Origin of the sequence: Streptomyces hazeniae, assembly GCF_031845485.1 — a bacterium.
Taxonomy (GTDB): Bacteria; Actinomycetota; Actinomycetes; order Streptomycetales; family Streptomycetaceae; genus Streptomyces; species Streptomyces hazeniae.
In genome coordinates, this window is sequence record NZ_JAVREQ010000017.1 from 145031 (window position 1) to 157569 (window position 12539).

Sequence of the window (12539 nt, forward strand, 5' to 3'; positions counted from 1 at the left end):
CGCGGTCCCGTCGCTGCCGGACGGAGCCGGGGGCCGGGACGCGCCGCGTACGGCGGTGAAACGACGAAGCGCCGGTCCGGCCGCCTGCGCTGAGGCGGCCGGGGACCGGCGCTGTCGGGTCGCTACTTCTTCTTGCCGGACCCGGCGTTCTTGCCGAAGCGGGCCTCGAAGCGGGCCACGCGGCCACCGGTGTCGAGGATCTTCTGCTTGCCCGTGTAGAACGGGTGGCACTCGGAGCAGATGTCGGCGCGGATGCTGCCGCCGGACATGGTGCTACGGGTGGTGAACGAGGCCCCGCAGGTGCAGCTGACCTGGGTCTCGGTGTACTCCGGGTGGATGTCGCGCTTCAAGGTGTCTCCTAGGTTCGGGAGGGCGCCGGGTCGCGTCGCGGATTGCGCCGCGTGAACCGGGGCCGACGTACCAGTCTGCCACTACTGGCCGCACACGAACAAAACGGGGTGGAGGCGTCCGGTATTCCGGCCCGGACCGGGGCCGCCGGGTTCCTTCGCGCCGCGCGGGGCGCGGTCAGCCGCGTTCCCGGCGCACGACGTCGGCGTCGCTGCGGGAGCCCGCGCTGCCCTCGGTGGCCGACTCGGGGACCGTCCGGTCCGCGCGCAGCGCGTCCCACACCTGGTCGGCCTTCCCCTTCAGGGGCAGGACGCGGTTGGGGTCGTCCGGGTCGTAGCGCACGGGCATGGTGAGCATGTCGATCTCGCCGGGCCCCACGTCCTTGAGCAGCTTGGCCATGCCGAGCAGATCGGCGGCGGAGTCCAGCTCCGTGTCGGTGGTGACGGCCGAGGTCGCGGTGTCGGCGAGGTCGTAGAGCTGCGCCGGGTCGCTGAAGAGGCCGACGTCGTCGACCTTCCCGAGCAGGGCGCGCAGGAAGGCGTGCTGGAGCTGTATCCGGCCCAGGTCGCTGCCGTTCCCGACCGCGTGCCGGGTGCGCACCAGGGCGAGGGCCTGCTCACCGTCCAGGGTGTGGCTGCCCGCCGCCAGGTCGAGGTGGCTGTCGGCGTCCTGCAGCGGTTCGCGCAGGGTGATCTGCACGCCACCGAGGGTGTCGACGAGCTCCTTGAAGCCGGTGAAGTCGACCTCGAGGTAGTGGTCCATGCGGATGTCGGTCATCGCCTCGACGGTCTTCACCGCGCAGGCGGGCCCGCCGACCTGGTAGGCCTCGTTGAACATCGACGGTGCGGCGCCGGGCGCCACGGTGCCGTCGGCCTTCCGGCACGGCGGCCGGGCCACCAGGGTGTCACGGGGAACCGACACGATCGTGGCACGGTCGTGCGCCTCGTTGACGTGCACGATCATGGCGGTGTCGGAGCGGGCGGAGCCGTCGTCGTCGCCGTACCGGGCGTTCTCGCCGGACCGCGAGTCGGAGCCGAGGACGAGGATGTCGACGGAGCCGTGCGGCATGTCCTCGGGGCGGTCGCCGCCGAGGCGGCCGTTGATGTCGACGCCGGCGATGTTGCCGTCCAGCCGGTAGTAGACGAACCCGAGGCCCGCGGCACCGAGGAGGAGGACTGCGGCGACCGTCCAGGCGGTGACGACGAGGGCGCGCCTCCGCCTGCCCCGGTGCCGCCCGCCCCGGGGCCGCTCGTCCGGCTCGCCGTGCCCTGTCCTGCTGTCCTGCTCCGCCATCGCGCGAGGCGCTCCTCCCGTCCGGCGTCATGCGAACGGGGCGAGTACCCCACGCGTCCGGCGGCACGCCGACGAGTTCCGCGCCCCCGCCGTCCTGCCCCGGCGCGCCCGTTGCGCCCGGTGCACGCGGCCTGGGTCCGGGGGCGACGCGGCGGGCCCGCCCCCACGCGGTGGGGGCGGGCCCGGTGCCGGTCCGAGGGTGCGGGCGGCGTCAGTCGCCGCCGTTCGGCGAGGGAGTCGTCTTCTGGATCTGGAGCAGGAACTCGGCGTTCGACTTCGTCTGCTTCATCTTGTCCAGGAGGAGTTCCACCGCCTGCTGCTGGTCCAGGGCGTGCAGCACCCGGCGCAGCTTCCAGACGACGGCGAGCTCGTCGCTGCCCATGAGGATCTCCTCCTTGCGGGTGCCGGACGCGTCGACGTCCACCGCGGGGAAGATCCGCTTGTCGGAGAGCTTGCGGTCGAGCTTGAGCTCCATGTTGCCGGTGCCCTTGAACTCCTCGAAGATCACCTCGTCCATGCGGGAGCCGGTCTCCACCATGGCCGTGGCGACGATCGTCAGGGAGCCGCCGTCCTCGATGTTGCGCGCGGCGCCGAAGAACTTCTTCGGCGGGTAGAGCGCGGTCGAGTCGACACCACCGGACAGGATGCGGCCCGACGCCGGCGCGGCGAGGTTGTACGCGCGCCCCAGGCGGGTGATCGAGTCCAGCAGCACGACGACGTCGTGGCCCAGCTCGACGAGCCGCTTGGCCCGCTCGATGGCCAGCTCGGCGACCGTGGTGTGGTCCTCGGCCGGGCGGTCGAAGGTCGAGGAGATGACCTCGCCCTTCACCGACCGCGTCATGTCGGTGACCTCCTCGGGCCGCTCGTCGACGAGGACGACCATGAGGTGGCACTCGGGGTTGTTGGTGGTGATCGCGTTGGCGATCGCCTGCATGATCATGGTCTTGCCGGTCTTCGGCGGGGCCACGATCAGGCCGCGCTGGCCCTTGCCGATCGGGGAGACCATGTCGATGATCCGCGTGGTCAGTGCACCCGGGTCGGTCTCCAGGCGCAGCCGCTCCTGCGGGTAGAGCGGGGTGAGCTTGGTGAACTCGGGCCTGCCCTTGCCGCCGCCCCCGTCCGGCGCGACGCCGTTGACGGAGTCGAGGCGGACCAGCGCGTTGAACTTCTCGCGCCGCTCGCCCTCGCGGGGCTGGCGCACCGCGCCGGTGACGTGGTCGCCCTTGCGCAGGCCGTTCTTGCGGACCTGGGCCAGCGAGACGTACACGTCGTTCGGGCCCGGCAGGTAGCCGGAGGTGCGGACGAACGCGTAGTTGTCGAGGATGTCGAGGATGCCGGCGACCGGGATCAGGACGTCGTCCTCGGAGATCTGCGGCTCGCCGCCCCCGAAGTCGTCGCGGCCCCGGCGTCCCCGCCGGTCGCGGTAACGGCCCCGGCGCCCTCTGCGGCCGCCGCCGTCGTCGTCGAAGTCGTCACGGCGGTTGCCGCCGCCGCCCTGGTTCTGCTGGCCGCCGCCGTCGTTGCCCTTGTTGCCGCGCTGGCGGTCGCGCTGACGCTCGCGCTTGGACGGGCGGTCCTGCTGCTGGCGGTCCTGCTGGCGGCCGCCCTTGCCGCCGCCCTGCCCGTCGCCGCCCTTGTCGGCGCGGTCACCGCGGTCGTCGCCGCGGCCGTCCTGCTTCGGGGCGTCGGTGCGGCCCTCGGCGATGTCGACGGCGGCCTCCGCCTTGCCGTCACCCTTGCCGCGACGGTTGCGGCGCTCGTCGGCGCCCTGGCCGGGGATGTCGATCTGCCCCTGGTCGCCGGACGCGGCCTGCTGCGCGCCGTCGGCGGAGTCGTCGCCCGTACGGGCACGGGAGGTGGTGCGGCGCTTCGGCTTCGACTCGGCGGAGTCGGCGGGCGCGTCCGCGGCCTTCTTGGCCTCGGCCGGTGCGGATCCGCCCCCGGCCTGCCGTTCCTTGATGACGTCGATCAGCTGGCTCTTGCGCATGCGCGCGGTGCCCCTGATGCCGAGGCCGGAGGCAACCTGCTGGAGCTCGGCCAGGACCATGCCCTCGAGCCCGGTGCCCGAGCGCCGGCGCCTGGGGGCGGCAGGAGCGTCCGTGGCGGGCGCGGCGCCGTTGTCCGCGCTCGTCGCGCTGTCGGCGTTGGCGCCCATCAGATCGGTGGTGTCGCTCACGAAGGGTCCTTCCCTGGAGCGGGCGTCGGCCTGTCTGGCTCGGCGACCGGTCGTGCTGTCCGGCTGCGGTCCCTCGTCCTTCGGACCGGCCGGGGCGGTGGTCCCGCCTCTACCTGTACGTACGGCGGAAAGATCATTCAATGGTTCGGCGTGAAGCGGTGACACATGTCCATCACGCCGGTTCCGGAGCGTGCACGGCACTGCTCGGCAGGATGCTCAAGCGGTGAGGAGGGCTCCCGGAAGAAGAGGTGGTCCCTGACAGGGACACCGTGCACCGCACTCTACGGGTCGTCGGCGCGACCCACGAGACTGCGAGTGCTGACTTGAGGTTAACACTACCGGCTCCAACAAACATTCCCCCTCTCCCGCACCGGCAATCCGATCTCACGAGGACGTGCCGCCCGTCTCCAGGGGCAGCACGCCGGCCCCGGCGGCGTCGAGGCCCAGCCGGTTGGCCGTCCAGTGCTCTCCCGCCGAACGGGCGACCCTGTCCGCCGCGTCGCCCTCGGTGAGGGCCAGCACGGTCGGGCCCGCGCCGGAGATCACCGCGGGCACGCCGTCGGCGCGCAGCCGGGCGACCAGCGCGGTGCTCTCCTCCATGGCCGGCGCGCGGTACTCCTGGTGCAGCCGGTCCTCGGTGGCGGGCAGCAGCAGGTCGGGGCGCCTCGTCAGCGCCTCGACGAGGAGCGCGGACCGGCCGGCGTTCAGCGCCGCGTCGACGTGCGGGACGCTGCGCGGCAGCAGGCCGCGGGCGGTCTCCGTCAGCAGCGGCTTCTCCGGGACGAAGACCACCGGAACGACCGTCTCCGCGGGGTCGAGGCGGACCGCGCGGGCGGCGCCGCCCTCCGTCCAGGCGATGGTGAATCCGCCGAGCAGGCAGGCCGCGACGTTGTCGGGGTGGCCCTCGATCTCCGTGGCCAGCTCCAGCATCGCGGTGTCGTCCAGCCGGACCTCGCCGCCCGTGGTGACCGCGCGGGCGGCCACGATGCCGGCGCAGATGGCGGCGGAGGAGGAGCCGAGGCCGCGGCCGTGCGGGATGCGGTTGGCGCACACCACCTCCAGGCCGCGCGGCTGCCCGCCGAGCAGGTCGAAGGCCGTGCGGAGGGAGCGCACCAGCAGGTGGTCCTCGTCGCGCGGCAGGGTCGCGGCGCCCTCGCCCGCGATGTCGATGTGCAGGCCGGAGTCGGCGACCCGGACCACCACGTCGTCGTAGAGGCCGAGCGCCAGGCCCATCGAGTCGTAACCGGGGCCGAGGTTGGCGCTGGTGGCGGGGACGCGCACCCGTACGGCGGCTGCGCGGAACGCGGGACCGGCCATCTTCCGATGACTCTCCTCGTGTGGTTCTTCTTTCACGTGCGGGTCGTGCCGACGTGCGGTCGTGGTCGACGTGCGGGGGCGGCGCGGTGCGGTCGCGACGGCTGTGCCGCACCGCACCCGTCACCTGCCACGGAGCCGCACATCGTTGCTTCCGTCGCACGTGCGTGGGAGGGGGTTGGGGCCCAGCCTATCGAAGGAAGGTTCCCCGGCAACACAGGGCGCACGGGAGGCGCACGATGCGTGTCGGATCACCGTACGTGCTTCGCACCGCCGGTGAGCTGCGGCGCTCCGGACCGGGCGTGCACCCGCCGGCCCTGTCGATGGCCGAAACCCGCCCCGCGGTCTTGACCGGCCGGCATGAGGCGGGCGCGGCGACCGTCGCTCGCCGCGCCGCGGGAGCCGCCGTCAGGCGGGAGGGAGCCGCCGTCAGGCGCGCAGGACCGTCCCCGTCACGCCAGCCCGAGGCGTTCGGCGGCGGCGTCCGCGTCGACGGGCACCACGATCGGCTGCGGCGCTCCGGCCACCGCCCAGTCGGGGTCCTTCAGCCCGTTCCCGGTGACCGTGCAGACGATGCGCTGCCCCGGATCGACGCGGTTCTGCTCTGCCGCCTGGAGCAGACCTGCCACCGAAGCGGCCGACGCGGGCTCCACGAAGACGCCCTCCTCGGCCGCCAACAGCCGGTAGGCGCGCAGGATCTGACGGTCGGTCACCGACTCGATGAACCCACCGGACTCGTCCCGTGCCTGCTCGGCGAGCGTCCAGGAGGCGGGGTTGCCGATCCGGATCGCGGTGGCGATGGTGCTGGGCTCCGTCACCGGTGCACCGTGCACGAGGGGCGCGGCGCCCGACGCCTGGAAGCCCCACATGCGGGGCGTACGGGTGGCGGGGCCGCCGGTCGCCGGGTCCGCGTACTCCCGGTAGCCCTTCCAGTAGGCGGTGATGTTGCCCGCGTTGCCCACCGGCAGCACGTGGATGTCGGGCGCGTCGCCGAGGGCGTCGACGACCTCGAACGCGGCCGTCTTCTGCCCCTCGATGCGGGACGGGTTGACCGAGTTGACCAGCGCGACCGGGTACTTCTCGGACAGTCCGCGCGCCAGGTTGAGGCAGTCGTCGAAGTTGCCGTCCACCTGGAGGATCTTGGAGCCGTGGACCAGCGCCTGCCCCATCTTCCCCAGGGCGATCTTGCCCTGGGGCACCAGCACGGCGCACACCATCCCGGCACGCACCGCGTACGCCGCGGCCGAGGCACTGGTGTTGCCCGTGGAGGCGCAGATGACGGCCTGCGCACCCCGCGCCTTGGCGTGCGTGATGGCCATCGTCATGCCGCGGTCCTTGAAGGACCCGGTCGGATTCGCGCCCTCCACCTTCAGGTGCACGTCGCACCCGGTGGCGGCGGACAGCACACGGGCCGGGACGAGCGGCGTGCCGCCCTCCCGCAGGGTGACGACCTCGGTCTCCGCGTCGACGGGCAGCCGGTCGCGGTACTCCTCGATGACGCCGCGCCACTGGTGGGTGGTGGCGCCGGCGGGCATGCGTTCCATGATGGTCATTGTCCTCGTTGCTCCCCTTGAACCCCTTGTTCCCCTGGAACCCCTCTGCGGCCGCGTCGTGCCCGCGCCTCCTCGCACGGGTGCGTCGCGGCCGGCCGGCCACGCGAAACTCGCTACTCGCCCTCGACCCGCATGATGCTGGCCACGCCGCGCACGGTGTCGAGGCCGCGCAGCGCCTCCACCGTCGCCGTGAGGGCCGCGTCGGACGCCCGGTGCGTGACCACGACCAGCCACGCCTCGCCGTCCTTGCCCTGCTGGCGCACCGTGTCGATGGACACCCCGTGCTCCGCGAAGACCATGGCGACCTGGGCCAGCACACCCGGCTTGTCGGCCACGTCCAGGCTGATGTGGTAGCGGGTGACGACCTCGCCCATGGGCGAGACCGGCAGCTGCGCGTACGCCGACTCGCCCGGCCCGCGCGCGCCGTTGACCTTGTTGCGGCAGGCCGCGACCAGGTCGCCCAGCACCGCCGAGGCGGTGGGCGCGCCACCCGCGCCGGGACCGTAGAACATCAGCTGCCCGGCGGCGTCCGCCTCCACGAAGACCGCGTTGTACGCCTCGCGCACGGACGCCAGGGGATGGCTCAGCGGGATCATCGCCGGGTGCACGCGGGCGGAGACGCTGCGGCCGTCCGCCGCCCGCTCGCAGATGGCCAGCAGCTTGACCGTGCAGCCCATGCGCTGCGCGGAGGCGATGTCCGCGGAGGTGACGTCGGTGAGGCCCTCCCGGTGCACGTCGTCCAGCCGCACCCGCGTGTGGAAGGCGATACCGGCGAGGATGGCGGCCTTGGCCGCGGCGTCGAAGCCCTCGACGTCGGCCGTGGGGTCGGCCTCGGCGTAGCCGAGCGCGGTGGCCTCGTCCAGCGCCTCGCCGTAGCCGGTGCCGGCGGTGTCCATCCGGTCGAGGATGAAGTTGGTGGTGCCGTTGACGATGCCGAGGACGCGGTTGACCTTGTCGCCCGCGAGCGACTCGCGCAGCGGCCGCACCAGCGGGATCGCGGCGGCCGCGGCGGCCTCGTAGTAGAGGTCGGCGCCGTACTTCTCGGCCGTCTCGTGCAGGCTGGCGCCGTCCTCGGCGATCAGCGCCTTGTTGGCGGTGACGACGCTGGCGCCGTGCTCGAAGGCGGTGGTGATCAGGCCGCGTGCGGGTTCGATCCCGCCGATGACCTCGATCACCACGTCGATGTCCGCCCGCTGCACCAGACCGCTCGCGTCCGTGGTCACCAGCTCCGGGGCGACGCCCTCCCGCACCCGCCCCGGGCGGCGTACGGCGACCCCGGCCAGTTCGACCGGGGCGCCGATGCGCGCGGCGAGGTCGTGCGCGTGCGTCGTCATGATGCGTGCCACCTCGGAGCCGACGACCCCACAGCCCAGCAGCGCCACTTTCAGCGGACGCGTACGCATCATTCGACCTCGCTCACATCTGTTGTGGTTGTCCAAGTCTCACGCACGGGTCCGGTTCGTCCACGCCCCATCCAGCATGTGGAACGCCCGTCTCACGCCTGCGCGCTTCGGTGGCCGGGTGCGTCCCGTTGTTCCGGGAACCCGCCGGCCCGGCGGCCGCCGGGCCGGGAGCCCGGCGGGCCCGTCCCGTCAGCCGACGTCCAGCCGCGCCAGGTCCTCCTCCGTCTCCCGGCGCACGATGACCCGCGCCTCGCCGTTGCGCACCGCGACCACCGGAGGCCGCAGCGCGTGGTTGTAGTTGCTGGCCATCGAGCGGCAGTACGCCCCGGTCGCCGGCACGGCGAGCAGGTCGCCGGGCGCCAGATCGGCCGGCAGGAACGCGTCCTTGACGACGATGTCGCCGCTCTCGCAGTGCTTGCCCACCACGCGGGAGAGCATCGGCTCCGCCTCGGAGGTGCGGGAGACCAGCGACACGCTGTACTCGGCGTCGTAGAGCGCGGTGCGGATGTTGTCCGACATGCCGCCGTCCACACTCACGTAGGTGCGCAGCCCCTCCAGCTCCTTCACGGTGCCGACCTCGTACAGCGTGAACGCCGTCGGCCCGACGATCGCGCGGCCCGGCTCCACCGACAGGCGCGGCACGGACAGCCCCGCCGCCCGGCACTCGCCGGTGACGATGTCACCGAGCGCCTTGGCGATCTCGTGCGGCTCCCGCGGGTCGTCCTCGGAGGTGTAGGCGATGCCGAGGCCGCCGCCCAGGTCGATCTCCGGCAGCTCGACGCCGTGCTCGTCCCGCACCTGCCGCAGCAGGCCGACGACGCGGTGCGCGGCGACCTCGAAGCCGGAGGTGTCGAAGATCTGCGAGCCGATGTGCGAGTGGATGCCGAGCAGTTCCAGGCTGTCCAGCTGCAGGACCCTGCGCACCGCCTCGGCGGCCTGGCCGTCGGCCAGCGCCAGGCCGAACTTCTGGTCCTCGTGCGCCGTGGCGATGAACTCGTGGGTGTGCGCCTCGACGCCGACGGTGACGCGGATCTGCACCTTCTGCACGGTGCCCAGCTCCCGTGCGAGGTGCGCGACGCGGGCGATCTCCTGGAAGGAGTCCAGCACGATCCGGCCGACTCCGGCCTCGACGGCCTGCCGGATCTCGGACGTCGACTTGTTGTTGCCGTGCAGGGCGATGCGGTCGGCGGGCATGCCCGCCGCCAGCGCGGTGTGCAGTTCGCCCGCGGAGCAGACGTCCAGGTTGAGGCCCTCCTCGTGCAGCCAGCGCACCACGGCGCGGGAGAGGAACGCCTTGCCGGCGTAGAACACGTCGGCCTCCGAGCCGAACGCGTCCCGCCAGGCGCGGCAGCGCTCGCGGAAGTCGGACTCGTCCAGGAAGTACGCCGGGGTGCCGAACTCCTCGGCCAGGTCCCGGACGTCCAGCCCGCCGACCGTGACCGCGCCGGTGTCGGCGCGGACGACCGTACGGGCCCAGATCTGCGGGTCGAGTGCGTTGAGATCGGCGGGCGGGCCGGAGTAGTGCCCCTCGGGCAGTACGTCGGCGTGGCGGGGCCCGGCGGGGTGTGCGGATCTGCTCATGAGCGTGGCTGGTTTCCCTCTACAGGTGTGCGGGTGCGGTGACACCGAGCTGGAACAGGCCGCCGGCCAGCACCGTTCCGCAGGCTTCGGTGAGAGCCAGGCGGGCGCGGTGGGCGGCCCCGGGTTTCTCGTCCCCCCGGGGCAGGGGCGGGCAGGCCTCGTGGAAGGCGTGGCAGGCGTCGGCGACGGCGGAGAGGTGGCGGGCCAGACGCCCGGCGTCCCCGGCCTCGGCTATCCGGCGCTGGTCGGCGAGCAGCGCCAGCAGCCCCCGCTCGGCGGGAGCGCCGTACCCGTGCCCGCCGGCTCCGGCCCCGGGCCGCAGGCCCAGGTCGGTGGCGTTGCGCAGCAGCGCCCGCGTGCGGGCGTGGGCGTACTGCACGCGGAACAGGGAACTGCCGTCCGTGCGCGGGAGCGACGCCTCCGGCGTCTCCCCCGTCGCCTCGGCCCAGCGGCGAGCGTCCTGTGCGGGCGCGTCGGGCGTGCTGTGGTCCGGCCCGGTCAGCGCGCGGACGAGGGCGGCCCTGCCGTCCGCGTCCAGCGTGACGTCGAGGAACCCCGGCCCCTGCACCTCGACCCCGGCGACGCCGCTCTCCCCGGCCAGGGTGTCGGCGACCGTGCCGGCGAGGCGCCGAGCGTCGTTCCCGCTCGCCCTGGCGGCCTGGAGCACCGCGCCCGTGGCGTAGTCGCCGCTCCCCCGGCGCGGCGGTGACTCCACCACCACCCGCCCCGGCGCGGCATCGCCCACCGCACCGCGCAGAACGTGCTGCACGGTGCTCGAGAGCTGGGCCGGTGTCACGTGGCCCAGCCTAGGAGAGGAGGGGCGGTATCGCGCCAACGGGTTCCGTCTGCTGGGACGGCGCGCCGCGCTTCCTCCCCCTGCTCCCCGCACCTCGGCCCACCTCGGAGCGGCAACTCCGCTGCCGCTCCCGCACACCCGCCGACCGCCTCAGCCGTGCGGCACCGACGGGGTACCCTTCCCGCCCCGGCCGCGCGCCGAGCGCGCCTGGCAGGCCAGCCGCCGCACCATCCCGACCAGCACCGAGGGCTCGAACGGCTTCGCCAGCACAGCGTCCACCCGTGCCGCCTCACGGTCCCCCAGGCCCCCAGCACCGCACGCCGACACCAGCGCCAGCGGGATCTCCCGCGTCCTCGGGTCCGCGCGCAGGCACGCCGCCGCCCGCAGCCCGTCGAGCCGCGGCATCACCACGTCCAGCGTGATCACGTCGGGGCGCACCCCGTGCACGACCTCCAGGCAGTCGGCACCGTCGTCCGCGGTCACGACCTCGAAGCCCTCCAGCTCCAGGTTGACCCTGATCAGCTGCCGGATCACCTCGTCGTCGTCCACGACGAGCACCCGGCCGGACGCGCCCTGCACACGCAGAGCGTATGCGTCCGATACGCCCCGCGTCCGCGTTTTGCCTGATTCCAACCGCCCCGGCCCACGCCCCCACGCCCCCGGGAAACCCGTTCCGACCCACCCCCTCCGGGCTGGTAGTGTTCTACCCGTCGGCACGCACAGCGCGCCACGCCCCCGTAGCTCAGGGGATAGAGCAACGGCCTCCGGAGCCGTGTGCGCAGGTTCGAATCCTGCCGGGGGTACTCCTTCTGAAGTGCCCAAAGACCCCGTGACCAGCGGAGACGCTGAGTACGGGGTCTTCGTGCGTGCGCAGTCGTATGCCGCTCGATGCGGCCGTATGTCGGGGCCCGTGGACTATCCGTGGACAGGATCTCGGCCCGTTTCCCCAGGTGAGCCCACGCACGACGAAGGTCTAGTACGGGACAGCGCAACACCCTTCCACCAGATGTGGAGTTCACCTCGCCCTGCTGGCGCGGGGATGGGAAGTGGGCCAGCAGGCTGCCGCACCAAGAGGTCGTCGTGTGGGTGTCTACGATGCGGCTGGTGAGACACGACTATCGCGCCCGAATAGTGCTGGCCTGCTGCGTCGTCGCCCTCTCCACGTTCGGGTGGTACGCAACCCAAACCGTGCGTCCATCCAGCTGTGAGGTCGCCTTCGGTGCATTCGTCGGAGGTGACGGGCAGCCTCTCCCAGAGAACGGGGAGGACGTGACCTGGGAAGAATTGGACGAGCGCGCCTACCAGGACTTGGTCGCCTCAGGACATTGCGAACCGCCAGCAGCCCGCTGGCGCCACTGGCTCAGCTGACACGGCAGTTGTAGTTCCGGTCATGGGTTGTCGTGGTAGCGGTGTCGCTGCTGCTGGCAGGGGCGGGCGATGGCTTGGTGACGGCGGCGCCAGGTGGTCCAGTGCAGGAAGTGGTCGCGGCTGCGGTTCATGGGCGGTAGGACCAGGACGCGCAGCAGACGGATGAGTTCTGGACAGGTCAGGGGACGAGCCGTACGGGGCTGGCGCCCCTTGGTGGTGATCCGGTGGCGCGAAGGGTGAGGGCGAGCACGGCTGCGGCGATCAGGGAGAACAGGCTTCCCCGAGTAGAAGGGGCGGTCGGCGGCATTGCGGTCGATCGGCAGGAGGGTACGAGGAGGGCGTACGCCTTGCGCGGTGCGGTGCGAACGGCCTCGGCAAGGGACGGCGCGAGTGCGGCCAGCATGTCGACGGCTTGGCGGAGGTAGCGGTAGGCGGTACGCAGGGCCGAACTCATGCCGACGCCGCCGGACATGGGCGAGGCGGCGCAGCCGACGGGCCGCCGCCGATGACGGCCCTCCGGGCGGCCACGGCCGCCCCCTCCTCACCGGGTCGAACTCCACCCCACGACCTCACGCCCTGCCAGAACCACAGGTCGCACGGGGACCTGGATGTCCGGGGCCCGGTCGCACGGGACCGGACTCCGTTCACCGGGGCCCGGTGGGTCCGGGACTCCTCCCAAGGACTCAACTGATGAAGGACTTCCCACC

9 protein-coding genes, 1 tRNA gene and 1 pseudogene are annotated in these 12539 nt (G+C 72.9%); 1 reads left to right on the plus strand and 10 read right to left on the minus strand.

Annotated features, from left to right (window positions below; all coding sequences use genetic code 11):
• Positions 1–122: 122 nt before the first annotated feature.
• The 9 genes from rpmE to RM572_RS19070 all read right to left on the minus strand — a co-directional run bounded on the left by rpmE (position 123) and on the right by RM572_RS19070 (position 11049).
• Positions 123–350, minus strand: coding sequence for a 50S ribosomal protein L31 (gene rpmE, locus RM572_RS19030; RefSeq protein ID WP_027766034.1), 228 nt, complete (start codon positions 348–350; stop codon positions 123–125).
• Positions 351–525: 175 nt separating this feature from the next.
• Positions 526–1641, minus strand: a complete 1116-nt coding sequence (locus tag RM572_RS19035) for an LCP family protein (RefSeq protein ID WP_311674557.1) — start codon at positions 1639–1641, stop codon at positions 526–528.
• A 211-nt stretch (positions 1642–1852) separates the two neighbouring features.
• Positions 1853–3817: a transcription termination factor Rho gene (gene rho, locus RM572_RS19040; RefSeq protein WP_311674558.1), complete on the minus strand. Its 1965-nt coding sequence runs from the start codon at positions 3815–3817 to the stop codon at positions 1853–1855.
• A gap of 384 nt (positions 3818–4201) precedes the next feature.
• Positions 4202–5134, minus strand: a complete 933-nt coding sequence (gene thrB, locus RM572_RS19045; protein WP_311674559.1) for a homoserine kinase — start codon at positions 5132–5134, stop codon at positions 4202–4204.
• A gap of 449 nt (positions 5135–5583) precedes the next feature.
• Positions 5584–6675, minus strand: a complete 1092-nt coding sequence (gene thrC, locus RM572_RS19050; RefSeq protein ID WP_311674560.1) for a threonine synthase — start codon at positions 6673–6675, stop codon at positions 5584–5586.
• 122 nt (positions 6676–6797) lie between these two features.
• Positions 6798–8090, minus strand: coding sequence for a homoserine dehydrogenase (locus tag RM572_RS19055; RefSeq protein ID WP_311674561.1), 1293 nt, complete (start codon positions 8088–8090; stop codon positions 6798–6800).
• Between the two features lie 186 nt (positions 8091–8276).
• Complete coding sequence (gene lysA / locus RM572_RS19060; RefSeq protein ID WP_311674562.1) at positions 8277–9668, minus strand: diaminopimelate decarboxylase; 1392 nt, start codon at positions 9666–9668, stop codon at positions 8277–8279.
• Between the two features lie 19 nt (positions 9669–9687).
• Complete coding sequence (locus RM572_RS19065; RefSeq protein WP_311674563.1) at positions 9688–10464, minus strand: DALR anticodon-binding domain-containing protein; 777 nt, start codon at positions 10462–10464, stop codon at positions 9688–9690.
• A 150-nt stretch (positions 10465–10614) separates the two neighbouring features.
• Positions 10615–11049 carry a response regulator gene (locus RM572_RS19070; protein ID WP_394813644.1) on the minus strand — a complete coding sequence of 145 codons (435 nt, stop codon included), beginning with the start codon at positions 11047–11049 and terminating at the stop codon, positions 10615–10617.
• A gap of 146 nt (positions 11050–11195) precedes the next feature.
• On the opposite strand from RM572_RS19070, the gene RM572_RS19075 reads away from it, so the two are divergent.
• Positions 11196–11267: transfer RNA gene (locus RM572_RS19075), tRNA-Arg, on the plus strand.
• 840 nt (positions 11268–12107) lie between these two features.
• Here RM572_RS19075 and RM572_RS19080 read toward each other — a convergent pair.
• Positions 12108–12268, minus strand: a pseudogene (locus RM572_RS19080) (IS5/IS1182 family transposase); the annotation flags it as partial.
• Positions 12269–12539 lie beyond the last annotated feature (271 nt).